This window comes from Halogranum amylolyticum (assembly GCF_900110465.1).
Taxonomy (GTDB): Archaea; Halobacteriota; Halobacteria; order Halobacteriales; family Haloferacaceae; genus Halogranum; species Halogranum amylolyticum.
Map to the genome: position 1 here is coordinate 159,723 of NZ_FODV01000003.1, position 24,459 is coordinate 184,181.

At 67.3% G+C, this 24,459-nt stretch carries 31 protein-coding genes; 19 read left to right on the forward strand and 12 right to left on the reverse strand.

Annotated features, from left to right (window positions below):
• Positions 1–12 precede the first annotated feature (12 nt).
• The 3 genes from BSG17_RS06775 (at position 13) to BSG17_RS06785 (ending at position 2,563) form a co-directional block, all read left to right on the forward strand.
• The gene (locus BSG17_RS06775; protein ID WP_089822346.1) at positions 13–1,008 is read left to right on the forward strand and encodes a radical SAM protein; all 996 of its coding nucleotides are present in this window, start codon (positions 13–15) and stop codon (positions 1,006–1,008) included.
• Between the two features lie 145 nt (positions 1,009–1,153).
• Positions 1,154–1,312, forward strand: a complete 159-nt coding sequence (locus tag BSG17_RS06780) for a DUF1059 domain-containing protein (RefSeq protein WP_089822347.1) — start codon at positions 1,154–1,156, stop codon at positions 1,310–1,312.
• A gap of 126 nt (positions 1,313–1,438) precedes the next feature.
• Positions 1,439–2,563: an ORC1-type DNA replication protein gene (locus BSG17_RS06785; RefSeq protein ID WP_089822349.1), complete on the forward strand. Its 1,125-nt coding sequence runs from the start codon at positions 1,439–1,441 to the stop codon at positions 2,561–2,563.
• Between the two features lie 13 nt (positions 2,564–2,576).
• On the opposite strand, the gene BSG17_RS06790 is transcribed toward BSG17_RS06785, so the two are convergent.
• From BSG17_RS06790 to BSG17_RS06800, 3 genes are read right to left on the reverse strand one after another with little or no spacing between them, the layout of a single operon-like run.
• The gene (locus BSG17_RS06790; protein ID WP_089822351.1) at positions 2,577–3,266 is read right to left on the reverse strand and encodes an SDR family NAD(P)-dependent oxidoreductase; all 690 of its coding nucleotides are present in this window, start codon (positions 3,264–3,266) and stop codon (positions 2,577–2,579) included.
• Positions 3,267–3,315: 49 nt separating this feature from the next.
• A complete protein-coding gene (locus BSG17_RS06795; RefSeq protein ID WP_089822352.1) occupies positions 3,316–3,906 on the reverse strand; it encodes a DUF7965 family protein in 591 nt (196 codons plus the stop codon).
• Complete coding sequence (locus BSG17_RS06800) at positions 3,899–4,345, reverse strand: CopD family protein (protein WP_342028332.1); 447 nt, start codon at positions 4,343–4,345, stop codon at positions 3,899–3,901. Before BSG17_RS06800 ends, BSG17_RS06795 begins: the two co-directional genes overlap by 8 nt.
• 152 nt (positions 4,346–4,497) lie before the next feature.
• On the opposite strand from BSG17_RS06800, the gene rpiA reads away from it, so the two are divergent.
• Positions 4,498–5,187 (forward strand): ribose-5-phosphate isomerase RpiA, encoded by a 690-nt coding sequence (gene rpiA, locus BSG17_RS06805; RefSeq protein ID WP_089822355.1) that lies wholly within the window; start codon positions 4,498–4,500, stop codon positions 5,185–5,187.
• 46 nt (positions 5,188–5,233) lie between these two features.
• Here the strand turns inward: rpiA and BSG17_RS06810 are convergent, their stop codons facing one another.
• A complete protein-coding gene (locus BSG17_RS06810) occupies positions 5,234–5,401 on the reverse strand; it encodes a DUF1931 family protein (RefSeq protein ID WP_089822357.1) in 168 nt (55 codons plus the stop codon).
• Between the two features lie 267 nt (positions 5,402–5,668).
• On the opposite strand from BSG17_RS06810, the gene larB reads away from it, so the two are divergent.
• The 3 genes from larB to BSG17_RS06820 all read left to right on the forward strand — a co-directional run bounded on the left by larB (position 5,669) and on the right by BSG17_RS06820 (position 7,095).
• Positions 5,669–6,430, forward strand: coding sequence for a nickel pincer cofactor biosynthesis protein LarB (gene larB / locus BSG17_RS06815; RefSeq protein WP_089822359.1), 762 nt, complete (start codon positions 5,669–5,671; stop codon positions 6,428–6,430).
• 149 nt (positions 6,431–6,579) lie between these two features.
• Positions 6,580–6,726, forward strand: coding sequence for a DUF7563 family protein (locus BSG17_RS28910; RefSeq protein WP_009366865.1), 147 nt, complete (start codon positions 6,580–6,582; stop codon positions 6,724–6,726).
• A gap of 114 nt (positions 6,727–6,840) precedes the next feature.
• Complete coding sequence (locus BSG17_RS06820; protein WP_089822361.1) at positions 6,841–7,095, forward strand: GIY-YIG nuclease family protein; 255 nt, start codon at positions 6,841–6,843, stop codon at positions 7,093–7,095.
• 38 nt (positions 7,096–7,133) lie between these two features.
• Here the strand turns inward: BSG17_RS06820 and BSG17_RS06825 are convergent, their stop codons facing one another.
• Entirely contained in the window at positions 7,134–7,694 is a 561-nt protein-coding gene (locus BSG17_RS06825; RefSeq protein WP_089822363.1) for an NADPH-dependent FMN reductase, read from the reverse strand.
• 112 nt (positions 7,695–7,806) lie between these two features.
• Between BSG17_RS06825 and BSG17_RS06830 the strand changes: the two genes are divergently transcribed.
• Entirely contained in the window at positions 7,807–9,180 is a 1,374-nt protein-coding gene (locus BSG17_RS06830) for a phosphoglucomutase/phosphomannomutase family protein (protein ID WP_089822365.1), read from the forward strand.
• Here the strand turns inward: BSG17_RS06830 and BSG17_RS06835 are convergent.
• Together BSG17_RS06835 and samp2 are read right to left on the reverse strand one after the other, a co-directional pair.
• Entirely contained in the window at positions 9,164–9,589 is a 426-nt protein-coding gene (locus BSG17_RS06835; RefSeq protein WP_089822367.1) for a GNAT family N-acetyltransferase, read from the reverse strand. The genes BSG17_RS06830 and BSG17_RS06835 overlap by 17 nt on opposite strands.
• Positions 9,589–9,807, reverse strand: coding sequence for a ubiquitin-like small modifier protein SAMP2 (samp2, locus tag BSG17_RS06840; protein ID WP_089822370.1), 219 nt, complete (start codon positions 9,805–9,807; stop codon positions 9,589–9,591). Before samp2 ends, BSG17_RS06835 begins: the two co-directional genes overlap by 1 nt.
• 126 nt (positions 9,808–9,933) lie before the next feature.
• Here samp2 and BSG17_RS06845 point away from each other — a divergent pair, with 126 nt between their 5' ends.
• Positions 9,934–10,905: a replication factor C small subunit gene (locus BSG17_RS06845; RefSeq protein ID WP_089823020.1), complete on the forward strand. Its 972-nt coding sequence runs from the start codon at positions 9,934–9,936 to the stop codon at positions 10,903–10,905.
• A 51-nt stretch (positions 10,906–10,956) separates the two neighbouring features.
• On the opposite strand, the gene BSG17_RS06850 is transcribed toward BSG17_RS06845, so the two are convergent.
• A complete protein-coding gene (locus tag BSG17_RS06850) occupies positions 10,957–11,922 on the reverse strand; it encodes a cation diffusion facilitator family transporter (RefSeq protein ID WP_089823021.1) in 966 nt (321 codons plus the stop codon).
• 113 nt (positions 11,923–12,035) lie between these two features.
• On the opposite strand from BSG17_RS06850, the gene BSG17_RS06855 reads away from it, so the two are divergent.
• Complete coding sequence (locus tag BSG17_RS06855; protein ID WP_089822372.1) at positions 12,036–12,551, forward strand: metallophosphoesterase; 516 nt, start codon at positions 12,036–12,038, stop codon at positions 12,549–12,551.
• 279 nt (positions 12,552–12,830) lie between these two features.
• On the opposite strand, the gene BSG17_RS06860 is transcribed toward BSG17_RS06855, so the two are convergent.
• A complete protein-coding gene (locus BSG17_RS06860) occupies positions 12,831–13,754 on the reverse strand; it encodes an ArsR/SmtB family transcription factor (RefSeq protein ID WP_089822374.1) in 924 nt (307 codons plus the stop codon).
• A gap of 83 nt (positions 13,755–13,837) precedes the next feature.
• On the opposite strand from BSG17_RS06860, the gene BSG17_RS25910 reads away from it, so the two are divergent.
• On the forward strand, positions 13,838–14,005 hold the full coding sequence (locus tag BSG17_RS25910) for a DUF7859 family protein (protein WP_449271716.1): 168 nt from the start codon (positions 13,838–13,840) through the stop codon (positions 14,003–14,005).
• A gap of 66 nt (positions 14,006–14,071) precedes the next feature.
• Complete coding sequence (locus BSG17_RS06865) at positions 14,072–15,265, forward strand: inorganic phosphate transporter (protein ID WP_089822376.1); 1,194 nt, start codon at positions 14,072–14,074, stop codon at positions 15,263–15,265.
• A gap of 232 nt (positions 15,266–15,497) precedes the next feature.
• On the opposite strand, the gene BSG17_RS06870 is transcribed toward BSG17_RS06865, so the two are convergent.
• Positions 15,498–16,892: a hemolysin family protein gene (locus BSG17_RS06870; RefSeq protein WP_089822378.1), complete on the reverse strand. Its 1,395-nt coding sequence runs from the start codon at positions 16,890–16,892 to the stop codon at positions 15,498–15,500.
• Between the two features lie 138 nt (positions 16,893–17,030).
• Between BSG17_RS06870 and BSG17_RS06875 the strand changes: the two genes are divergently transcribed.
• From BSG17_RS06875 to BSG17_RS06885, 3 genes are read left to right on the forward strand one after another with little or no spacing between them, the layout of a single operon-like run.
• A complete protein-coding gene (locus BSG17_RS06875) occupies positions 17,031–17,294 on the forward strand; it encodes a glutathione S-transferase N-terminal domain-containing protein (RefSeq protein ID WP_089822380.1) in 264 nt (87 codons plus the stop codon).
• Entirely contained in the window at positions 17,294–17,803 is a 510-nt protein-coding gene (locus tag BSG17_RS06880; protein ID WP_089822382.1) for a redoxin domain-containing protein, read from the forward strand. The genes BSG17_RS06875 and BSG17_RS06880 overlap by 1 nt, the downstream gene beginning before the upstream one ends.
• Before the next feature lie 60 nt (positions 17,804–17,863).
• Positions 17,864–18,451 (forward strand): L-threonylcarbamoyladenylate synthase, encoded by a 588-nt coding sequence (locus BSG17_RS06885; RefSeq protein ID WP_089822383.1) that lies wholly within the window; start codon positions 17,864–17,866, stop codon positions 18,449–18,451.
• Positions 18,452–18,517: 66 nt separating this feature from the next.
• Here BSG17_RS06885 and BSG17_RS06890 read toward each other — a convergent pair whose 3' ends face one another.
• Complete coding sequence (locus tag BSG17_RS06890; protein ID WP_089822385.1) at positions 18,518–19,192, reverse strand: CRISPR-associated protein Cas4; 675 nt, start codon at positions 19,190–19,192, stop codon at positions 18,518–18,520.
• Between the two features lie 177 nt (positions 19,193–19,369).
• On the reverse strand, positions 19,370–19,969 hold the full coding sequence (locus BSG17_RS06895) for a conditioned medium-induced protein 4 (RefSeq protein ID WP_089822387.1): 600 nt from the start codon (positions 19,967–19,969) through the stop codon (positions 19,370–19,372).
• Positions 19,970–20,082: 113 nt separating this feature from the next.
• Between BSG17_RS06895 and BSG17_RS06900 the strand changes: the two genes are divergently transcribed.
• The 4 genes from BSG17_RS06900 (at position 20,083) to BSG17_RS06915 (ending at position 24,418) form a co-directional block, all read left to right on the forward strand.
• A complete protein-coding gene (locus BSG17_RS06900) occupies positions 20,083–20,664 on the forward strand; it encodes a biotin transporter BioY (RefSeq protein WP_089822389.1) in 582 nt (193 codons plus the stop codon).
• Between the two features lie 30 nt (positions 20,665–20,694).
• Positions 20,695–21,456, forward strand: a complete 762-nt coding sequence (locus tag BSG17_RS06905; RefSeq protein ID WP_089822391.1) for an energy-coupling factor ABC transporter ATP-binding protein — start codon at positions 20,695–20,697, stop codon at positions 21,454–21,456.
• A 15-nt stretch (positions 21,457–21,471) separates the two neighbouring features.
• Positions 21,472–22,176 (forward strand): energy-coupling factor transporter transmembrane component T family protein, encoded by a 705-nt coding sequence (locus BSG17_RS06910; RefSeq protein ID WP_089822393.1) that lies wholly within the window; start codon positions 21,472–21,474, stop codon positions 22,174–22,176.
• Between the two features lie 85 nt (positions 22,177–22,261).
• Positions 22,262–24,418: a heterodisulfide reductase-related iron-sulfur binding cluster gene (locus tag BSG17_RS06915; RefSeq protein ID WP_089822395.1), complete on the forward strand. Its 2,157-nt coding sequence runs from the start codon at positions 22,262–22,264 to the stop codon at positions 24,416–24,418.
• The last annotated feature ends 41 nt before the right edge of the window (positions 24,419–24,459 follow it).

Sequence of the window (24,459 nt, forward strand, 5' to 3'; positions counted from 1 at the left end):
AAGAGACAACGAATGATTTCGAAGGGATGTGAACAGTGCGCCATGGGGGGCAAGATGGTCCTGTTCGTCTACGGCTACTGCGACCAGCGGGACTGCTTCTACTGCCCCCTCGGTGAGAACCGAAAGAACGTCACCGACGTCTACGCCAACGAGCGACTCGTCGAGTCCGACGAGGACGTCGTCGCCGAGGCCAAGCGGATGGACGCACTCGGGACGTCCATCACCGGTGGCGAACCGCAGGAGGCAATGGACAAGACCTGTCGTTACCTCTCGCTTCTCAAAGACGAGTTCGGGGAGGATCACCACACGCACCTCTACACGGGCATCACGGGCGGTCGCGAGAACATGCGCCGCCTCTCGGAGGCCGGTCTCGACGAGATCCGCTTCCACCCGCCGTACGAACTGTGGGGCGACATGCACGGTACCGAGTGGGAGGAGATCCTCTACATCGCCCGCGAGGAGGGGCTGACGCCCGCCTTCGAGATTCCGGGCATCCGCGCCGAACAGGAGTTCCTCGACTTCCTCGACGAGGGAGCGGCCGACTTCTGCAACATCAACGAGTTCGAGATGTCCGACGGCAACTATCGTCGGATGCAGGAGGAGGGGTACGAACTCCAAGAGGGGCATATGTCGGCCGTCGACGGGTCGAAGGAAGCCATCCTCGACGTGATGGGTGACCACGAGCGCGTCTACTTCTGTACGAGCGTGTTCAAGGACGCCGCTCAGCACCGCAACCGCCTGAAACGGATGGCGAAGAACATCCGCCGAGAGTTCGACGACATCACCGACGACGGCACCATCGTCTACGGGAAGACGTGGATCACCGAACAGCGTTTGCAGGAGCTCGGCGTCCCAGAGGAGTTCTACACGGTCAAGTCGGACCACGTCGAACTCGCGTGGTGGCTGCTGGAGGAGATGGTCACCGAAGGCGACGTCGAGAGAGGCGAAATCGTCGAGCAGTATCCGACAGTGGACGGCACCGTCGTCGAGCGGACGCCGCTGGCTTGAGTCGCCGCGAACGACTGTGAGGAGCGAGCGGGCCGAGGAGACCTCGACGACGCCAACGTTCTCTCCGGCCCGAGAGTCTCGAGTTCGGACAGTTAGACGCGACTATTATGCCGTCGGAGGTCGTTCTAGTATTCGGTGATTTGACATGGCAAAACAGTTCGAGTGCACCATGGAAGACTGCGACTTCATGATACGGGCCAACGAGGAGGGCGAGGTCATCCACATCGTCCGCGAGCACGCCCAGGACAAACACGGGATGTCCATCAGCGACAAGGACGTCCGCGAGGGAATGGCCACCGCCTGAGACGCCGCGTCCGTCCCTCGGCGGCGACCCCGACTTTTTCGACGATGATACGTGCGGAGCGACGCGTTCCGGGTTCCCTTCAGCCGTGGCAAACGGTTAAGTAGTCGCCGGGGCGTGGTGAAAGTGATGCCAGACGACCCCGAAGAGGGGATGCTGTCGTGGGACGAGTCGGTGTTCCGTGACGAGCACGTCTTCGAGATCGACTACGTCCCGGAGACGTTCAAGCATCGCGAGAGCCAGATGCAGAGTCTCAAGTACGCACTCCGTCCCGCGGTGCGCGGCTCTCGCCCCCTCAACACTATCGTCAGCGGCCCACCCGGAACGGGCAAGACGACCGCCGTCCAGAAGCTCTTCGGGGAACTCACCGCCCAGACCGACGTTCGGACCGTCCGCGTCAACTGCCAAGTCGACTCGACGCGCTACGCCGTCTTCTCGCGGATCTTCCAGGGAATCTTCGACTACGAGCCGCCGTCGTCGGGAATCTCGTTCAAGAAACTGTTCGGCCAGATCACCGACCGTCTCGTCGAGGACGAGGAGGTGCTCGTCGTCGCGCTCGACGACGTGAACTACCTGTTCTACGAGAACGAGGCCTCAGACACGCTCTACTCGCTGTTGCGAGCCCACGAAGCCCACTCGGGTGCTCGCATCGGCGTCATCGTCGTCTCCTCGGATCTCTCCTTGGACGTCATCGACGAACTCGACACGCGCGTCCAGAGCGTGTTCCGGCCCGAGGAGGTGTACTTCCCGGTGTACGACGAGAGCGACATCGTCGACATCCTCCGCGAGCGGGTCAAACGCGGGTTCCACGAGAACGTCGTCGGCGCGCCCGAACTCGACCGCGTCGCCGAGCTGACCGCCGAGAAGGGCGATCTGCGGGTCGGGATCGACCTACTCCGACGCGCCGGACTGAACGCCGAGATGCGTGCCAGTCGGACGGTCAGCGTCGACGACGTCGAGGAGGCCTACGACAAGTCGAAGTACGTCCACCTCTCGCGCAGTCTGCGTGGGCTCTCGGACTCCGAGCAGGCGCTCGTCCGAGTGATCGCCGAACACGACGGCCAGCAGGCCGGTGCCGTCTACGACGTCTTCCACGAGGAGACCGACCTCGGCTACACGCGCTACTCCGAGATCGTCAACAAACTCGACCAGCTCGGCGTCATCGAGGCCGACTACACCGACGTCGGCGGACGCGGTCGCTCGCGCTCGCTCTCGTTGGCCTACGACCCCGAAGCCGTGTTGACGCGGCTGTAGGAACCGGACCGGTTCAGAACGCTTCGACGTGTGGCCGCAGGTCGAGTTCGAGCGTCCACGCACTCTCGTCCTGTTCGATCAGCTGCCAGTAGCTCTCGGCGATGGCGTCGGGATCGAGATACTCCTCGGGGTTCTCGACGTCTCGGTCCGGCGGCAGGATGCCGCCGTCGAGCACCACGTGAGCGACGTGGACGCCCTCGGGGCCGAGTTCCCGCGCCATCGACTCGGCCATCCCACGCACCGCGAACTTCGCGCTGGAGAAGCCGAGCGCCCCGTCGCGGCCCCGGACAGACGAGGTCGCACCGGTGAAGATGATCGTCCCGCCGCCCTCGTCGAGCATGTCCGTAACGGCCTCCTTCGAGCAACAGAACCCGCCGCGGGCGGCGACCGCCCACGACTCTTGGAACTCTTCGACCGAGAGGTTTTGGAGCCCCTTCCACGCCGACCCGCTGGCGTGGTTGACGAGGACGTCGACCGAGCCGAACGTCTCGCGGACGGTCTCGAACGCGTCGGCGACCTGATCGGGGTCGGTGAGATCCGTCGGCACGGCGAGTCCGTTCTCACCCAACTCCGCGGCGAGTTGCTCGAGATAGCTCTCCGAGCGGGCGAAGAGCGCGACCCGACACCCCTCGCTGACGAGTTTGCGGGCGATGGCGGCACCGAGTCCCGGACCGACGCCGGCGACGACTGCGGTTCGTGGCATACCCGGTCGTCGGCGGGGAGACAGATAACGGTTGGTCCGAGTCGGGGACTCAGTCGCGTGACTCCGCGGTCGTCATCGCGTCGGCGACGCCGAGAGCGAGGAGGTCAAGGACGGCCTGCACCACTCCGACGAGTCCGCCGACGACGAACGCGGTCGCCGCGCCGAGTGCGAGAAACAACAGCAGCGGGAGCACCGACGCGACGTCCGGGACCCCGAGGCCACCGTCGATAGCGACCTGCACGACGGCGACGACGACGAGTTCGAGGAGGAAACAGCTCCCCGTCACGCCGCCCCACTTCACTCCGCCCGTCAGTATCTCTCGCCACGCCGAGGGCTCGAACGGTGTCGTCGCGAGCAGTCGTCGGTTCGTCCACCACGTCGTCGCCCAGAGGAGGAGATAGAGCGCGAGACCGACGGTCGTCGAGAGGCCGCCGAGGAGGTCGCCGAGCGCCCCCGTCCAGTGGAGACCGACGACGGGGACGAGCGTGAAGAGCGCCGTGTGGTACGCCGCGAGACACCAGACGAGCAACGGGTCCGGATCGTCGACCGGGGGACTGTGGTCGTCGACCGACTCGAGTTCGTCGGCCGAGTCGGAGTCGTCGAGCGACCCGACGGGCGAGCGCGTCGACGTCTCAGCCATGCGCGAGCACCTCCGCGAAGACGACGACCACCCCGAGCACGAGCGCCGTCGCGGCGTAGCCGACCCGCAGCGCGGCGGTTCCGACAGTCTCGGCGTCCGGCCGACGACGGGCGTCGACGACGAGCAGGCTACGGACGAGCGATCCGAGGAGCAACAGTGCGACGAGGAGGAGCTTCGCCGACAGCGCCGTCCCCCACGTCCCGCCCGGAACCGACGGCGTGAGCGCGCCGAGGTTGCCGACGCCCGTCATCACGAGCAGTCCCATCGCCCCCCAGAACAGCCGTTCGTAGGCCGTCGCGACGACGAGCGCCGTCGTCGACGGAGTGTCGTCTCGGAGGAGTGACCACGCGAAGAGTGCACCGCCTACCGTCACCGCCATCCCGAAGACGTGGAGCCAACGGACGGCGAGATGCGAGAGGGCCGACAGCGGAGGGACCATACCGAGCGTTCGCCCTTCACCCCCAAAACGACACGCGCTGTCGGGAGCGACAGGTGGTGTCGTCGGTGACGCGACGCCGACGCTCGACACGAGGTCGCGACCGCAGCGTCCGGCACCGGGCGGTTTTTGCCCTCCGACGGGGAGACACGAGTATGAAGACGACAGGCGGGAGTGACGCCGCGAAGCGCAACGCCGGGGAGAGCGCCGCCGACCTCGTGACCGACGGGATGGTCGTCGGCCTCGGGACGGGGAGCACCGCCGCCCACGCCATCCGGGCCGTCGGGCGGGCCGTCGACAGCGGCCTCGACGTCCGCGGTGTGGCGACCTCCTTCGCCTCGCGAGAGCTCGCCCGCGAGGCCGGGATTCCGCTTTCCGACCTCGACGAGGTGAACGGCATCGACCTCGCCATCGACGGCGCAGACCAGATCGCCGACGGCGACCTCGTCAAGGGCGGCGGCGCAGCGCACGCACGGGAGAAGATCGTCGACGTCGCGGCCGACCGGTTCGTCGTCGTCGCCGACCCCTCGAAGGAGGCCGACCGACTCGACCGTGCCGTCCCGGTCGAGGTGCTGCCCGCGGCTCGCGAGACGGTCGCCGCCGCCGTCCGGTCTGCGGGTGGCGACCCGACGCTCCGGAGCGCCGAGCGCAAGGACGGCCCCGTCGTCACCGACAACGGCAACCTCGTGCTCGACTGCGAGTTCGGGCCCATCGACGCGCCGTCGGCGCTCGCAGCGACGCTCTCGGAGACGCCGGGCGTCGTCGAACACGGCCTGTTCGTCGGCGTCGCCGACGAGGTTCACGTCGGCACCGACGACGGCGTCACCGTCCGCGAACTGCCGTAGCCGTCGCTCGGCGGTCGAATAAAGGGAGAAGTGTCGGAAGCCGAGTTTACAGGTCGCGCGGCTGGACCGTCTTGCGGTCGTTCTCTTCTGCGCGACGTGCAGCGTCCTCGAGCAGTTCCTTGACTTCCTCGTCGAGTGCGTCGTAGAAGTCGGACGCAACGTTCTTGTCGTCGAGGTACTCCTTGACTGCTGCTTTGACAATGAGGTCTGCCATGCAGCCTCGTCTACCGGGGCCTTATTAATAAGATTTCCTGAATCGCACCGTCAGACGCTCTGCCAGTCCAATATGGCCTTTTACAGCCAACGAATATATATGTGCGGCCGTTCTGAAGGCCCACTCTACCGAGAAAGGCGCTGTCGGCGGTCGTTTCGCGTCGGTGATGTATCGGAAACGATAGTGGAGTCTCGTCGTCGACGCCCTGTCGGGACGGCGACGGACGTAAACGACATCTACGAGTAGCCGCGGGAGCGAGAGATGTCCATGCGCGAGATACTGGACCGGGTCGCCGCCGGCGACCTCTCACCCGCCGAGGCGGAGGTACAATTACGCGGCTACGCGACGACAGACGCCGGGCGGTTCGACGCCGCCCGCGAACAGCGTCGCGGCGTCCCCGAGGCGATCCTCGCCGACGAGAAGACGCCGACCGAGGTCGCGGACCTCGCCGCGACGGCAGTCGAGACGACGGGACGAGCGGTCGTCACGCGGGTCGACGCCGACATCGTCGCCGCGATCTCCGACGAGTTCGGCGACACCCCGACGACGGTCGACCACGACCATCGGGCGAAGACCGTCACCGTCCACGGAGAGGCGTTCGATCCGCCGGCGCTCGACGCCACGGTCGGCATCGTCACCGGCGGCACCTCCGACGCCGCCGTCGGCGGCGAGGCGGCGGTCATCGCTCGCGAGATGGGTGCGACCGTCGAGTTCGTCGAGGACGTCGGCGTCGCGCACCTCGGGCGGGTCCTCGATCACCTCGAGACGCTTCGGAAGGCGGACGTCCTCGTCGTCGCGGCCGGCCGCGAGGGTGCGCTACCGACCGTCGTCGCGGGACTCGTCGACACGCCGGTCGTCGGACTCCCTGTCCCGACGGGGTACGGCGCGGGCGGCGACGGGGAGGCGGCGCTCGATGGGATGCTCCAGTCGTGTACGATCCTCTCAGTGGTCAACATCGGCGCTGGGTTCGTCGCCGGTGCGCAGGCGGGACTCGTCGCCCGCGCGGTCGACGACGCTCGCTCCGAGTGACCGCCACTCTGCGCGAGACTGCCACCAGACACCGTGACACACCGGCACGGATTGCCGCTTTCTCGCGCACACGTGTGCGCGCGTAGGGAACCATTATGGGGATGCGACTCATAGACGAGGACACCGGCAACGGTGGATGCCGGACAACTATGCCAAGTTGCGACCACTGCGGGTCGCACGTATCGGAGCGGTTCGCACGCGTGTTTGCCGACGCGACCGGGCGAGTCTTCGCCTGTCCAAACTGCTCGGCGAACGCGGGTATCGCGGAAGTCGCTCGACAGCGTGCACGCGCATAATCACTGAGTCAGGTAACGCAACGTACACGACCACCACGCGAAGCCAAACTCGATCCACCGCTGTGCGGCCGAGGGTTCCGGACGCCTTATGAGCGTCACACCCCTCTTCCGGCCGTGCACTACGTCTACATCGTCGAGTGTCACGACGGGAGTTACTACACCGGTTACACTACCGACGTCGAGCGACGCGTCTCCGAACACAACGACGGGACGGGTGCGAAGTACACGCGTGGTCGGACGCCGGTCGATCTCGTCTACACGGAGTCGTTCGACTCGAAGTCGACGGCGATGAGTCGCGAGTACGCCATCAAACAGCTGACGCGCCGGGAGAAAGAGCGGTTGGTCGACGACGGATCGGCGACCGTGTGAGACCGGCAGGCGTGGGAGAGTCGGTGACGGTCCGCGAGTCAGTCGTCGCAGGCGGCCATCGGCGTCTGTCGCTCGCCCATCGCGGCGGCGTGTTTGGCGACCAGTCGACCGAGCGTCTCGGCCCGTTCCCGCAGGTCGTCGTCGACGAACTCGCCGGCTTCGAACTGACTGGAGACGCGGGGGATGCCCAGTTGCTGCGGGAGCACCCACCCGTGGACGTTCCGGACGGTGCTGCGCATGTGTTCCAGCGTCGCCCCGTAGGAGGCGCCGCCGGCGACGGCGAGCAGCCCGACGACGGTGCTCTCGTAGTCGTCTCCCGAGCAGTAGTCGTGGAAGTTCTTCAGCGTCGAGGAGTACGACCCGTGGTAGACCGGCGAGCCGAGGATGACGCCGTCGGCCTCGCGGACGCGGCGGACGAGCGCGGCGGAGTCACCCTGTGCGTCCTCGTCGGGGTGGTACAGCGGGAGGTCGGCCGCGCCGAGGTCGACGAGGTCGGTGTCGGCACCGGCGCGTTCGGCCGCGGCGAGGACGTGTTCGAGTGCGGTCTTGGTGTGGCTGCCGTCGCGACGGCTGCCACAGACTGCGACGACGGTTGTCATCGGTCGTGTTCCGGGACCGACGGGGTAAAACTCGTCGCATCGGCGTCGAAACCTACCCGACGCGACCCGTGGCAGGGAGTGGTTTTTTGAGACGAGAGCGGGAGAGACGGGTATGGACCAGATCTCTTTCGGAACCGACGGCTGGCGCGCGACGCTCGACACGTTCACCGACGATCGCGTCCGCATCGTCGGCCAAGCCGTCGCCGACTATCTCCACGAAGAGGGCCACGACGAGCCCGTCGTCGTCGGCTACGACGCTCGCGACACCTCCGAGGGGTTCGCCGAGAGCCTCGCAGAGGTACTGGCCGGCAACGGGTTCGACGTGGTCCTCCCGGAGCGCGACTGCCCGACGCCCGTCGCCGCGTGGGCGATCGTCTCCCGCGAGTGTGCCGGTGCGCTCATGGTGACGGCCTCGCACAACCCCCCGGAGTACAACGGCGTGAAGTTCATCCCCGAGGACGGCGCACCGGCGTTGCCCGAAGTGACAGAACAGATCGAGGCGAACCTCCGAGAGCCCCAGTTCCTCCCGGAGGACGAACGAGGGTCCGTCGAACGCGTCGACCTCGTCGCCGACCACGCCGACCACGCGCGGGAGCTCGCCGACGCCGACCTCTCGGGACTCACCGTCGTCTACGACGCGATGCACGGCAGCGGCCGCGGCGTGACCGACGAACTGCTCGAGTCCGCCGGCGCCGAGGTCGTCACCCTCCGGACCGACCGCGACCCCACCTTCGGCGGCTCCTCGCCGGAACCCAGCGCCGAGAACCTCCGAGAGCTGATCGAGACGGTCCGCGAGCGGGACGCCGACTTCGGCGTCGCCAACGACGGCGACGCCGACCGCCTCGCGCTCGTTACCCCCGACCGCGGCTTCCTCGACGAGAACCTCTTCTTCGCCGCCATCTACGACTACCTGCTCGAGTCCGACAGCGGCCCCGCGGTCCGCACCGTGTCGACGACGTTCCTCATCGACCGCATCGCCGAAGACCACGGCGAAGAGGTGTTCGAGACCCCCGTCGGCTTCAAGTGGGTCGCCCAGGGGATGGGCGAGCACGACGCGCTGATGGGTGGCGAGGAGTCCGGCGGCTTCTCCGTCCGCGGTCACATCCGCGAGAAGGACGGCGTCCTGATGTCGCTCGTCGCCGGCGCAGCGGCGAGCGAGGAGGCGATCGACGACCGCGTCGACCGTCTGCTCGCCGAACACGGCGACATCGTCGCAGACAAGATCAGTCTGGAGTGTCCCGACGAGAAGAAGTCGGCCGTGCTCTCGGAGTTGGAGAACGAGATCCCGGACTCCGTCGCCGGCCGTGAGGTGGCGAAGGTCGTCACACTCGACGGGTTCAAGCTCCTCTTGGACGACGGGTCGTGGCTACTCGTCCGTCCCTCGGGGACGGAACCGGCGATGCGCGTCTACGCCGAGGCGAGCAGCGAAGAGCGGGTCGAAGCGTTGCTGGAAGACGGCCGCGAACTGGTCAGCGGCTTCCTCTGAGTCGGCCACGGAGCCGCGTTCGGTCGCTGTTTTCGCTGTTTTCGTCCGCCGCCGAGACATCGAACCCCAACGACTCGTAGAACGGTCGGACGCGCTCGTCGAACTCGGCCGTGAGGTCGCCGTCGACGCTCGCGGCGGCGGCTTCGACGAGCGCGCTCCCGATGCCGCGTCCGCGACGTTCCGTCTGGACGGCGACGGCGTCGACATGAGCGGTGTCAGCGTCGGCGTCGAGGACGAGCGCACCGACGACGCGACCGTCGCCGTCGGCGACGAGGACGGCGCCCTCGTCGATGCGGTCGCTCACGACTGCTGCGTCGGCTTCGAGCACCGCCGCGTCGAGCAGGCGCATGACCGCGACGAGGTCGCCCCCGGTGGCGGGTCGGACGTCGGCGTCGTGGCTCGTCCCCATCAGTCCTCGTGCGCCGACCGTCCACCTTTGATGAGTCGAAGCACCTTCACGTGGTCCGTCTCGACCGGCTGATCCTCGGGGACGGGGCGGCCGTCGACGAGCACCGACACCTGGTGAGGACTGAGTCCGACCGCGGCCACGAGATCGGCGTAGGTCCCCTCCGGGTCGACGCTGACCTCGTGGCGCTCCTCGCCGACGACTTCGACGGTGACGTCCATACCCGCCGTCAGTGCCGCGTGCGTTTCAGCGTTGCCGTCCCCGGTGGCGACTCGCCGGGGTCGGCCTCGACCCGCCGACCGCTCGCTCTCGGGGAGTTTATCAGGAGACCCGCACCTACAACGGGTATGAGCGAGGCCGAGAGTTCGTCGCCGGGCCGAGAGATCTGGATCGAGAAGTACCGACCGCAGACGCTCGACGACGTCTACGGGCAGGAGGACATCGTCGACCGGCTGGAGAGCTACATCGCCCAGCACGACCTCCCCCACCTCCTCTTCGCCGGACCCGCAGGCATCGGTAAGACCACCTGCGCCACCGCCATCGCCCGCGAGGTCTACGGCGACGACTGGCGCGGCAACTTCCTCGAACTCAACGCCTCCGACGAACGCGGCATCGACGTCGTCCGTGACCGCATCAAGAACTTCGCGCGCGCCTCGTTCGGCGGTCACGACTATCGGATCATCTTCCTCGACGAGGCCGACTCGCTCACGTCGGACGCCCAGTCGGCGCTCCGCCGGACGATGGAGCAGTTCTCGGACAACACGCGCTTCATCCTCTCGTGTAACTACTCCTCGAAGATCATCGACCCCATCCAGTCGCGGTGTGCGGTGTTCCGCTTCGCGCCGCTCTCGGACGACGCGGTGGCGGGACAGATCCGCAACATCGCCGACGAGGAGGGGATCGAGCTCACCGACGAGGGGCTCGACGCACTGGTCTACGCCGCCGATGGCGACATGCGCCGCGCGATCAACTCGCTGCAGGCCGCCGCGACGACGGGCGAGGTCGTCGACGAGGAGGCCGTCTACCTGATCACGAGCACTGCCCGCCCCGAGGAGATCGAGTCGATGGTCACCGCGGCCATCGACGGCGACTTCGCGCAGGCCCGGTCGACGCTCGACACGCTCCTCACCGATACGGGAATGGCCGGCGGCGACATCATCGACCAACTCCACCGCAGCGTCTGGGAGTTCGACATCGACCAGCGGGCGACGGTCCGCCTGATGGAGCGAATCGGCGAGGCTGACTACCGGATCACGGAAGGCGCGAACGAGCAGGTGCAGTTGGAGGCGCTGTTGGCGTCGCTGGCGCTGGACGAGTAGTGTCTGTCGACGAACACGCCGAAAGTCGTCTCTAAAGGCTCCTCGAACGTCTCACAGCTCCGGTTCGATGTAGATCGTCTTCACCCGGCTATCGGTCTGTTTGAGTTTCTTCTCGATCTGCTTGATGTCCTCGCCGATGTCGCCGGTGAGGAGCTCCTTGTCGAAACTGACGTCGGCGGCGACGAGCGCCTTTCCCGGTCCGATGAACATCGTCCGGAACCCGTCGACGTGGACGACGCCGGGGTGGTCGCGGATGACCTCACGGAGTTCGGTTTCGGCGTCGGCGGCGAAGCTCTCGCCGAGGATGAGTCGCTTGTTCTCCCACGCCAGCGCCAGCGCGAACCCCATCAGCAGGAGCCCGATGAGCATCGCGGCCGCCGCGTCGTACGCCGGGTTGCCGAGGAACCGTGAGAGGAGGATGCCGACGAGTGCGATCGCTGCCCCGCCGAGGGCGATTGCGTCCTCGGTGAACGCGGTGAGCGTCGTCACGTCGCTCGTCTTGCGGAACGCCTCGGGGATGCCCGACCAGCCGTACTCGCCGATCTGCCGCTGGAGTTCGGCGTTCGCCTTCACGAACGCGTAGGTCTCGAAGGCGATGGCACCGAGCAGGACGGCGACGCTGACCCAGATGGGATCGAACGGGAGGTTCGGATCGAAGCTGAAGCCGAGGAACTCGACCGCCTGGTCCGTCGGTCCGGTGTGACCGCCGTGGACCAGTTTCTCGTAGCCGTGCTTGAGTGACTCCCAGCCAGCGATACCGAACAGCAAGACGGAGACGAGGAAGCTGTAGAAGAACTGCGCCTTCCCGTAGCCGAACGGGTGCGAGCGGTCCGGTTCCCGCCCGCTGTAACGGATGCCGACGAGGAGAAACACCTGATTGCCTGTGTCCGAGATCGAGTGATACGTCTCCGAGAGCATCGAAGGACTGCCGGTCAGAAGGAACGCGAAGAACTTCAACACCGCAATCGCCCCGTTTGCGATGAGCGCCGCGATGACGACCGACTTGCTACCAGCCATGAACGTCTGGTTCACGAGGGGGCCGGTTAACGATTCCGCCCGTCTCGCTCGAATCGGGTCGCCGTCGGCCGATACGACGGCAGGTTTCTGTACCTCCCGGCCGAACGTGACGTATGCTCACCGTCGTCTCCGACACGCACAGCACCGCGGGTCACCGACTCACCGGTCGGACGCTGGAGGCCGTCCGCGAGGCGGAGCTCGTCGTCCACGCCGGCGACTTCATGACGGAGTCGGTGTTGGACGCGTTCTACGACGAGGCCGACACGCTCCGAGCCGTCTCCGGCAACAACGACGACCACGGGATCCGCGGTCGGATCCCCGAGGCCAGAACCGTCGAGTACGGCGGCGTTCGCTTCGCTGTCACCCACACCCGCAACGGTGGGGCGACGGCGCTGACGCTGTTCGGGCGCGAGCGCGACGCCGACGCGGTCGTCTTCGGCCACAGCCACCGTCCGACGTTCGACGCGACGGGACCCCTCGCGCTGTTGAACCCCGGGAGTCACGCACAGCCACGCGGCTACCGGGCGGCACACGCCGAACTGGAGGAGACGACGGGCGGCCTCCGGGGACGACTCTGCACGCCCGACGGCGACGTGTTCGAAGAGTTCACGATCCGAAAGCGGGAGTGAGCGCGGAGAGAGTGAGGTGTGCGCGCAGGTCGCGAGGCCGTCGCCGTGCTCGTGGAACGGTCGGGTACGCTGGAGGGCCTAACGCAGCGGGGAGCGATGGGAAGGACACGCCGCCCGCCCCGAGCGAGGGGTGGTCGCAGACCGACGGCACGGTCGAGACGGGGAGTCGCCTCCGACGGAGTGCAGTCGTCGAGGCGTGGGGGAGGGCCGAAGCGGGCGGTCGCAGCCGTAGCTATGTCGTCTGCTATCAAATACACTTGGTAGGCTCAAAGAACTGTTTTACCTACTAGCCGATCGTGCCGCGAGCACGAACAGGAGTGCCGTCAGTCCCCCTAGGAAGAAGATGAGACCGGGCGACGCCGCCAGCGCATCCACCATCGTCGGGTCGACCGCGTCGACGGCGGTCTCCGTCGCCGTGCGGGTCGTCTCTGCGTCCAGTGTCGGCGTCGGCGTCGAGCGGACGCTGTCGGCAGCCGTCTCCGTCGACTCGGCTACCTGCGTCGACGTCGGGGCGGCCGTCGGCTCCGCGGTCGACGCGGCGTCTCCTGCCGTACGGGTCGTCTCGACTGCGTCCTCGGTGACCGTCGCGTTCCCGCTCTGGTAGTCGACGTCGGCCGACGACGTCGGCGTTCCGCCCGCGTCGCCGCTCGCGTTCCCACCGGATCCGCTCCCGGCGTCGCCGCTCGTGGGTGCCGCGCCGCCGTCCATCCCCCCACCCGCGCCACCGCCGTCGGCACCGCCAGTCGCGAACAGTCGCGTCGTCGGCCCACCGAGTACACGGTCGACGACGAGACTGGCGACGCCGAGCACGCCCACCCCACCGAGCAGTCGGCGGAGCGTCGCCTTCAGACCCGTCGTCTCCTCCTCGCGGCCGGCGACGACGACGAGCGCTCTGTCCGCCGGGACGTACACCTTCATCTCGCGGCCCTTCTCGGAGTAGACGGTGTCGCCGACCTCGACGAGACCCGCGTCCTCGAGTCGCTCGAGGTGGTACTGGGTGTTCTGCAGCGAGGACTCGATGCGGTCGGCGAGCGCCGCCGGCGAGGCCGGCTCCTCGTGGAGTTCCGCGAGGATACGGCGGGCGGTTCGCGAGGAGAGCGCAGACAGCAGATCGTCGGCGGCGTCGCTGTCGAGGCCGACGACGCGCGGATCGTCGCTGCCGGGACCTGCGACGTCGGACGTGGAGGGCAGGAGGTCGGCCATCGGTCGCGGATTCCCGACGTGGCAGTATGAGTGTTCCCCCTCTCGCCGAAACGGCTTTGGAGCGTCCGCCGGAAGGAGCGGACATGTCTTCGCTCGTGCTGCAGGGGGTTGTCGACTTTCTCGCCCAGAACCCCGTCTTCACTGGTCTCCTGATCGTCATGTTGGTGTTCGTCTTCTTCTCGTATCTGTTCGTCAGACGGACGTTGACGGGGCTCCGCGAGGGGTACGACCGGGGTCGCCGTGGGAACTGACGTGCGGATGCGACGGACCGCGTCGACGACGGTGAACGGACAATTCGAGCACGGAGGCGGACGCTGATGGTCGACGTCGTCACGCTCGGCACGTTCGGCGTCGCCGCACTCGCCAGTCTGTTCATGGCGTGGGCCATCGGTGCCGGCTCCTCGGGGTCGACGCCGTTCGCCCCCGCAGTCGGTGCGAACGCCATCTCGGTGATGCGGGCCGGCTTCGTCGTCGGCCTCCTCGGCTTTTTCGGGGCCGTCCTCCAGGGACAGAACGTCACCAACGCCGTCGGCACCGAACTCATCGTCGGCCAGTCGCTGACGGCGACGGCTGCCGTCGTCGGGTTGCTCACCGCGGCGGGTCTCGTCGCGATCGGCGTCTTCACCGGCTACCCGATCGCCACCGCGTTCACGGTCACGGGAGCCGTCGTGGGCGTCGGGTTGGCGCTCGGCGGCGACCCTGCGTGGGCGAAGTACCAACAGATCGCGACGCTGTGGGTGCTCACCCCCTTCGTCGGCGGCGGCATCGCCTACGCGACGGCCCGGACGCTCCGGAGCCAGCGCGTCCCGGAACGGGTGGCTGTCCCACTGCTCGGCGGCGTCGTCGGTGTGCTCGTGGCGACCATCCAGTTCGCGCTCCTCGGAGGGGCAGCAGGTCCACGCTCCATCGCGCAGATCGTCGGTGCCCGGATTCCGCTCCCGGTCGTCGCCGGCGTCGACGCCGGTCCCATCGCCGCGATGCTGCTTCTCGCCTCTCTCGCGACCGGTGCATTGGCCTACGAGATGCGGCGAGACGAGGCCCGCGGGCAACGGCGCTTCCTGCTCGCGCTCGGGGGGCTCGTCGCCTTCTCCGCCGGGGGGAGTCAGGTCGGCCTCGCCATCGGCCCGCTCGTCCCGCTGCTGGAGGAGGTCACCATCCCGCTCACGGCGCTGCTCGTCGGCGGTGGCGTCGGCCTGCTCGTCGGCTCGTGGACGGGTGCACCGCGGATGATCAAGGCGCTGGCGCAGGACTACTCCTCGCTCGGTCCCCGCCGCTCGATCGCGGCGCTCATCCCCTCCTTCGCCATCGCGCAGGCCGCGGTTGCCCTCGGCGTCCCCGTCTCGTTCAACGAGATCATCGTCTCGGCCATCGTCGGCAGCGGGTACGCCGCCGGCGGCGCGGGCGTCAGTCGGCAGAAGATGTTCTACACGGTGCTCGCGTGGGTCGGCTCGTTAGTGCTGGCGCTCGGAGTGAGCTACGCCGTGTTCGTCGGCGCCGACGCGCTCGTCTGACGGCAGCGGTCCGTGGGCGTCGAGCGCTCTCGCGACTCGACCCGCTGGCCCGCGGCGACGTACGCCCGCTCGTGGAGCGTCCGCTCACCCGACGGCCGACTCGCGTCGTCAGATCGGTTCGCCGTTGCAGAAGTAGTCCTCCGGGGTGGAGCCGTCGCCGATGTGCGTCCCTCCGTCGTCGTCGGTCACCACGAAGTCGGAGGCGTAGCGCTGGGTGAGTTACCCGGTCGCGTCAGTTCCCGCTCTCGACTTCCGCTTCGGGCTCCTCCTCCTCCTCGACGTCGGCCTCCTCGAGCTCCTGTTTGGTGATGCGGGCCTTCATGATGCGCGTGTTGTCGACCTGTTCGATGCGGATGAGCACGTTGTCGTAGGCGATCTCCTCGCCCTCCTCGACGAGGCGGCCCGCACGGTTGAAGACGAACCCTGCGAGCGTCTCGAACTCCTCGCCCTCCGGCAGATCGAGTCCGAGCATCTCGTTGACCTCGTCGATGTTGACCTCGCCGCGGACGAGCGTGGTGTCGTCGTCGACGAGTTCGAACGGCTCTTCCTCGTCGCCCTCGAGGATGTCGCCGACGATCTCCTCAACCATGTCTTCGAGCGTGATGAGCCCCTCCGTCGTCCCGAACTCGTCGATGACGATGACCATCTGCATCCGGTTGTCCTGGATCTCGGCCAGTAGTTCGTCGACGTTCTTCGACTCGGGGACGTGCAGCGTCGGTTGGACGGTGTCGACGAGCGTCCCCTCGCCCTCACCGTAGTACTTCTGGCGGACGAGATCGCGGACGTTGACGATGCCGATGATGTTGTCGAGGTTACCGTCGTAGACGGGGATGCGCTCGTGGTCCGACTGGACACAGGTCTCGATGGCCTCGTCGATGGTGGCGTCCTTCGGGACGGCGGTCATGTCGAGACGCGGCGTCATCACCTCCTTGGCGATGGTGGAGTTGAACCGGAAGATGCGCTGGAGCATCTCGCGTTCGTCCTCCTCGATGACCCCCTCGCGCTCGCCCGTCTGAATCATGTTCTGGATCTCGTCACGGGTGACATACGAGGTCTCGATCGCCGACCGGCCACCGGTCACTTTGTTGATGACGCGGGTGAGGTAGTCGAAGACGACGACGAGCGGCAGGAGGACGTACTCGGAGATCTTCAGCGGGCGGGCGATCCGCAGCGCCCACGACTCGGTGTTCTCGACCGCGTAGGACTTCGGCGCGCTCTCGCCGAACAGCAGGACGAGCGTCGTGATGCCCAGCGTGGAGATGAGCACGGACTGTCCCGGCGAGAAGTCCAGCACCGCGAGCAGCCCCGTCGCCAGCGCCGACATCGCGATGTTGACGATGTTGTTGCCGACGAGGATGGTGACGAGCAGTCGGTGCGGGTCCTCTTTCAGGTCTTTGACTGCCTCGGCACCGGGGACACCCTCGTTGACGAGCGAGTCGACGCGATGCTTAGCGAGGGAGAACATCGCGATCTCCGACGAGGAGAAGAACGCCGAGAGACCGATGAGGATGGTGATGGCGACGACGCCAGCGATCGTGATAGAGCGGTCGTCGGTCGGCAACGCCTGCAGCAGTTGCGCGACGAGCCCGGAGGCGGCGAGAGTGATGACTGGCAGCGGCAAACCCATGTAACACCTCATCTTGACGGGGGTACGGATTAAGAGTTACCCTCAGAGACCCGCTCGCGCGGATCGAGCGGTCGTCGACCCCCGACACGGATCCCCGCGAGCGAAGGGCTTAGGCGGGAAACGACCCAAGAGTCGTCCATGTCGGACGACCAGCCACCGATCACGCTCTACCGGCTTCAGGCGTGTCCCTACTGCGAACGCGTCGTGCGGAAACTACAGGAGTACGACCTCGACTACCGCTCGCGGTTCGTCGAACCGATGCACTCCGACCGGAACGTCGTCAAGCGTCTCAGTGGCAAACGAAGCGTCCCCGCCATCGTCGACGAGAACACCGGCGTGACGATGTCGGAGTCGGCCAACATCGTCGACTATCTCGAGAAGACCTACGGAGGGGCCGCCTGATGGTGGATTTCGACGTGGTCGAACTCGAGGAGACCGACCACGTAGACGTCGGCGAGACCGCCCCCGACTTCGTCCGCCCGCTCGTCAACGGCGAGTACTGGCAGAACGTCGCGCTCTCGGAACTCACCGACGAGGGACCAGTGCTGCTCGTCTTCCACCCGATGGACGGCGCGTTCCCTTCGACGTACGTCTGGAACGAACTCCGCGACCGCGAGTTGGGTGAACACGTCACCGTCGTCGGCTGTTCGATCTCCGACCCCTACACGCACAAGCGGTTCATCGGCGAGCGAGAGATGAGCTACCGGCTCTTCTCGGATCCGAGCGCCGAGGTCGCCCGCGAGTACGGCATCGACCACGAACTCGACGGAATGGCGGGCATCCGCGAACCCCGACCGGCGATCTTCCTCCTCGACGAGGATCGAACCGTCCAGTACGCGTGGGTCGCCAGCGAGTGGCCGGAGTTCCCCGACTACGACGAGGTCGAAGACGCCGTCCAGTCGAACGTGTAACACCGGATCGTCGTCGACGGATTCAGAGCTTTTTCGAGGGTACGGCACCCACAGACAGCTATGCGAGCGGACGTCAGTGCGGCCGTCGACGCCGTGGCACGCGGCGAGGCGGTCGTCTACCCGACGGAGACGGTGTACGGACTCGGAGCGGACGCACTCGACGCCGAAGCGATCGAGCGCGTCTTCGAACTGAAGCGACGGAGCCACGACAAACCGCTCTCGCTCGGCGTCGCCGACGTCGACACCGCGCTCCAGTACACCTACCCGACGCCGACCGAGGAGGCGTTCATGCGCGAGTTCCTCCCCGGTCCCGTCACGGTGGTCGTCGAGCGCAGCGAGCAGGTTCCCGACGTGCTCACCTCCGGGAAGCGTCGCGTCGGTGTCCGCGTCCCCGACCACGAGATCGCCCGCGAGTTGCTCTCGGAGACCGGGCCGCTGACGGCGACGAGCGCCAACGTCAGCGGGTCGCCGAGCGTCACTCAACTTGCCGACCTCGACGAGCGCATCCGCGAGGGCGTCGGGGCCGTCGTCGACGGCGGCGAGGCGCCCGGCACCGAGAGCACCGTCGTCGACCCCGGGTCGGGCGTCGTCCACCGCCGGGGCGCGTCGGCAGACGAGATCGAGGCGTGGTTGGCCGACCACACCTGACGGTCCGAGTCATCGACGGTCCGAGCGACAGACTCGACTCCCTCGCCGACCGCTCGACCACGACGGCTACAACCCCAGCAGCGATCGCAACGAACGGGTCTTCACCCCACACTGACCGCGGTACTCGCAGCTGTCGCACTTGTCGCTCCCGCGGAGTCGCGGCGGTGGCCCGTCCAACCCTCGAACCGTCCGGAGCGCGAGGCGATAGGCCGCCTTCTTCCGCGTCGTCAGTCGGACCGTCCGCACGACGCCGTGGGTGGGGTACTCGACGACGGCTCGCGGAACCTCCCGGCGGCGCACCCACGACAGCGCCTTCGCCGCCGCGACGGCTCGCACCGCCTGCGGTTCCCAGACGCCTCGGGCGGGCGGGTCGCCGGGCGAGACGAGCACCGGCACCGGTGGCTGCTCCGCGTCGTCCCCGAGCAGTTTGTGGACGACGCCGCGGCAGTCCTTCCCGGTCAGGAGCACGTCGCGGTCGGCGGGGTCACAGAGGGCGTCGAAGTCGTCGCGGGTGGCGAGTCGGTCGAGCGCCGTCCGGTACTCCTCGGGAGTGACGTTGACGGGGAGCTCCGAGAGCGTCGCGTCGTCGGCGTCCCGGAGCTCGCGGTAGCGAAAGGCGAGCGAGCGACGTTCGGCGACGTCGGCCGGGGGGCCTCGGTCGTCGTCCCGTCGAGCGTAGTAGAGCTGTCGCGGACAGTACGCCGCGTGAGCGAGGTCGCTGAACGGTACGTGTGAAGACACGGGACGGAATGGTCGCGGCATCACACTTGAACCGTCGCACCGACTGCCGAGACGACGGAGTCAGTGGCGTCGAGAAACGAGTCGGCGAGTCGGCGAGCCGACGAGCAAGTGCGCAGTCGAGTCTCGTCGACCGAGAGACGCGTCGCTCACGGGAACGGACACGTCGAAAGAATGTAGTCAGAACGAGACGTCGGTCTCGAGATCCTCGGTCGCTTCGCGGAGACCGTCCTCGCGGGCGTCGCTCGCCATGCGGTTCGTGAGCGCCGAGTCCGTGAACAGTTCCTCGAACTCGTCGCGGAAGCGGTCGTTCGCCCGCGTGGACTCGAGGTCGGCCTCGACGATCTCGCTGTAGTGAGAGACGACCGTCTCGTCGGTGCCGAGGGCGGCGGCCCGCTCCTCGATTGACGTCTCCTCGACGAGCAGTCGGCGCAGTTCGTCGAGGTCGACGGGGGCATCGCGGTCGGTCTCGCGTACGAGGTGGAGGTCCATCCGCGCGTCGAAGACGGTGTCTTCGTCGACGCCGACTGCCGTGGCGATGTCGGCGTCCGACTCGTCCTCGTAGAACCGCTCGACGACCGTGTGGAGGTCGTCGTCGTCGAGTCCCGAGACGAACGTGTACTTCTCACGCATCGTCCCGACGATCTCTGCGACCCGTACGTCGGTCTGTCCGCCGGTCTCGGTGAGCGACCCGCGAGCCTCCTCCTGACTCTCGGTCACCGTGTCCGACCCCGTGGTGTCGATGAAGATGTCACGGAGTTCAGCAGTCTTCTCGTCCATTGGTACGGATTACACTCTGTGGACGTACTAAAGCCTGTTCCCAAACTGGTTGGGGCAACGGGAGGGTTCACGTCAACCAAAGCGTTCAACACAGTTTACACACGAGGAGGGGTATGGAAACCTCGACCGACTCCGTCGAACTGGTCGGCGACGAAGCCGTCGGCAACCTCGCCCGTGCGGTGCTGTTCGCCGCGCTCATGGGCGCGTTCGCCTTCGTCTCCTTCCCGAACCCCCTCTCACCGGCGCCGATAACCCTGCAGGTGCTGGGCGTCTTCCTCGCGGGCATCATGCTCGGTCCGCTGTGGGGCGCCGCCGCGCTGTTGCTCTATCTGGCAGCGGGTGCCGTCGGCGCGCCCGTCTTCGCCGGCGGGGCGTCGGGACTCGGCGTCCTCCTCGCTGAACCGACGCTGGGCTACCTCTGGTCGTACCCCGTCGCCGCCGCCGTCGTCGGACTCGTCGTCCATCGGGGGTCGCTCGGCGACTACCGCGACACCAGCGTCCCGGTGCTCGTCGGCGCGATGGTGCTCGGAACGGTCGTCATCTACGCGTTCGGCATCGCCGGACTGATGCTGATCCTCGGACTCGGCCCCGTCGAGGCGTTCATGGCCGGAGCGGCCGCGTTCATCCCTGCCGAGGCGTTCAAGATCGCCGCCGCCGTCGGCATCGTCCGCTCGGACGCCATCGCGGCGGCGTAGACGACTGAGAGAAACGATGAGGAGGAGACGATGATCCGAACCCGCAACCTCACCCATCGCTACGGCGACACGGTCGCCGTCGACGACGTCTCGCTGACGGTTCCCGACGGCGAGTTCCTCGTCCTCGTCGGCGCCAACGGCTCCGGCAAGACGACGCTCGTCCGCCACTTCAACGGCCTGTTAGACCCCGACGAGGGCGACGTGCTCGTCAACGACGTCCCCGTCGGCGACGACCTCGTCGCCGCTCGCACCGCCGTCGGGATGGTGTTTCAGGACCCGCGCGACCAACTCGTCGCCGCCACGGTCGGCGGCGACGTCGCCTTCGGCCCGGAGAACCTCGGTCTCTCCCGCGAAGAGATCGACCGCCGCGTCTCGGCGGCGCTGGCCGCGGTCAACCTCGACGGGCGGGCGGACGAGAGCGTCCACGAACTCTCCGGGGGCGAACGCGAGCGCGTCGCCGTCGCCGGCGCGCTGGCGATGGAACCGGACCACCTCGTGCTCGACGAGCCGTTCACCGGTCTGGACGAACCGGCCCGTCGCTCGGTGCTCGACCGCCTCGAAGCACTCCACACCGGGGGGACGGGCGTCGTCGTCGTCACACACGACCTGCGGGACGTCGTCGCGCTCGCCGACCGGGTGGTGGCGATGGCCGACGGCCGCGTCGCCGTCGACGCCGACCCCGAGCGCGCACTCGACGAACTGGCCGGACTGAACGTTCGCGTCCCCGACTCGGTCGCTGCCGTCTGCGAGAACGCCCGCGACGTCCTCGACCCCGGACCCGACCACGACTGACTCTGACCGACACCGATGTTGACCTACACGCCCGGCGACACGCTCGCCCACCGCCTCGACCCGCGGACGAAACTCCTCCTCCAGATCACCTTCGTCGCGGCCGCGTTCGCCCACACGACGCCGCGCAGTCTCGCAGTTCTCACCCTCCTGACCGGGGGGATGCTCGCGCTCTCGCGGGTGTCGCTGCGGACGACGCTCTGGGAGTTCCGCTACGCCCTGCCGCTCCTCGTCGCCGGTCCGCTCGTCGCCGGGGCGACGCTCGGCGCGCCGTGGTTCGTCGTGAGCGAAGCCGCCCAGACCGCTCTCGCCAGCTACCGGGTCGTCCTCGCGCTACTCGTCAGCGCGATCTACGTGCGGACCACGTCGCCGCGGCAGTCGCGGGCGGCCATCCAGCACACGATACCGGGGAGAGCGGGGCAGTTTCTCGGGATGGGCGTCGCGCTCGTCTTCCGCTTTCTGCCGGTACTCCAGTCGGACCTCGCGCGCGTCCGTGAGGCGATGGCTGCCCGCCTCGGTGACGAACGACCGGTGCGAGAGCGGATGCAGTTGGTCGCGACGGCAGGGCTGAACCGCGCGTTTCGCCGGGCGGACACGCTCGCACTCGCGCTGCAGGCGCGCTGTCTGGCGTGGAACCCGACGCTTCCGGAGCTACGGTTCTCGCGACTCGACGCACCGGCAGTTGCGCTGGCGGCAGTTCTTGCGGCCGGCGCGCTGCTCTGAACTCTGGTGCTGCGAGGGGGCGAGTGGGTGAGCCGACCCGCGTCCGGTGACAAGATTTAACCGTTCACTATTCGGGTGATTGAGTATGATATTCCTGCAATCGACAGTCACGCGGGAAACGTTCTGGACTATCGGTCCGGTCGGCAAGGCCGCGTTCTACTTCCTCGCGGCCGCCGCCGTCCTCGTCTTCCTCTACGGCGTTTACGAGCGGTTCGCCCGGTACACGAGAGGGACCGACGACTGGTTCGAGCGGTTGGACGACGTCGGCACTCGGATCGTCTCCTCGGCCAAGATAGTGCTCTCGAACGAGAAACAGTTCGACCGGGACCTGTACGGCGGCATCATGCACGCCTTTATCCTCTGGGGCTTTCTCACCCTGCTCATCGGGACGACCATCCTCGGCATCGACATCGACGGCTATCGCCTCCTCACGGCGCTGCTGACCGGCGAGGAGCAGTCGTTCTTCGTCGGCGATTTCTATCTCTCCTACTCGCTGGTGATGGACGCGATGGGGTTGCTGTTCGTCGTCGGCGTCGGCATGGCGATCTACCGCCGCTACATCGTCCGTAACCACCGGCTGTGGGGCAAACACACGTCGCTGGAGGACGACGCGTTCATCTGGACCCTGTTCCTGCTCGGCGTCGGCGGCTACGTGATCGAGGCGCTCCGCATCGTCGGCACCGGCTTTCCCTCCTTCGAGACGGTGAGCTTCGTCGGCTACTTCGGCGCGCTCGTCTTCGACGCCGCCGGGATGTCCGCCGGGCAGGCCGAGACGCTCTACTGGTGGGGCTGGTGGTCCCACGCACTGCTCGCACTCGGGTTCGTCGCACTCGTCCCCTACGCCAAACCGTTCCACATGATCTCCTCGTTCGCCAACGTCGTCACCCGCGACGAGAAAGCCGGTCAGCGTCTTCCGGGCGTCCCGGCGGATCTCGCACCCGACGACATCGGCTACACGTCCGTCGAGGACTTCTCGTGGAAGCAGATGCTCGACATGGACGCCTGCACGAAGTGCGGCCGGTGTTCGGCCGTCTGCCCGGCGAAGGCCTCGGGTCGGCCGCTCGACCCGCGCGACGTCATCCTCGACCTGAAGCAGTACCGCGACGACCGCGACGCCGGCCGCACCGAGTCGATCGACATCGTCGCCGACGGCGGGACGTCGGTCGTCGACTCGGAGACGATGGAGTCCTGTATGGCCTGTATGGCCTGCATGGACGCCTGTCCGGTCGAAATCGAGCACCTGAACCACTTCACGGAGATGAACCGCCGGCTGACCGAGACCGGTCAGATGAAGGAGTCGGTCCAGGAGACGATGATGAACGTCTTCCAGAACGGCAACACGTTCGGCGAACCCGAGCGCAAGCGCGGCGACTGGACCGACGAACTGGAGTTCGAGGTGCCCGACGCCCGCGAGGAGGCGGTGGAGTTCCTCTGGTACGTCGGCGACTACCCCTCCTACGACGAGCGCAACCAGCGCGTCGCCCGCTCGATGGCCCGCGTCCTCCACGAGGCGGACGTCTCCTACGGCATTCTCTACGAGGACGAGAAACACGACGGCAACGACGTCCGCCGGGTCGGCGAAGAAGGTCTCTACGAGATGCTCGTCGAGGACAACGCCGCCGCCTTCGAGCAGTGCGAGTTCGAGAAGATCGTCTGTACGGACCCCCACTCGTACAACACGTTCACGAACGAGTACCCCGAGATGGTCGACGACTTCGACTACCCGGTCTACCACTACACGCAAGTGGTCGAAGAGCTGGTGAACGCGGGACGGTTAGGGCTCGACGGCACCGAACTCGACTACGACGTCACCTACCACGATCCGTGTCATCTCGGTCGGTACAACGGCGAGTACGAGGCGCCGCGCGAGGTCATCCGCGCGACGGGCGTCGATCTCGCAGAGATGCCGCGGAACCGCGACGACTCGTTCTGCTGTGGCGGTGGCGGCGGCGGCCTCTGGATGGACCTCGAAGAGGAGTCGAAACCCAGCGAGGAGCGACTCCGCGAGGCGCTGGAGGACACCGACGCGGGGGCGGCAGTCGAGAAGTTCGTCGTCGCCTGCCCGATGTGCGGAACGATGTACGAGGACGGACGGAAGACCGGCGACTTCGAGGACGACGTCGAGATCGTCGACATCACGGAACTGCTCGTCGAGGCGTTCGAGGCGAGAGACGCTCGCGCCCATGCCGGGACGAGCGACTCGGGCGGAGCCGCCGGCGGACCCGCGACTGCCGACGACTGAGTCGAGCGGAGGACGCGACGGCCGAAAAATCGAGTGTCGAG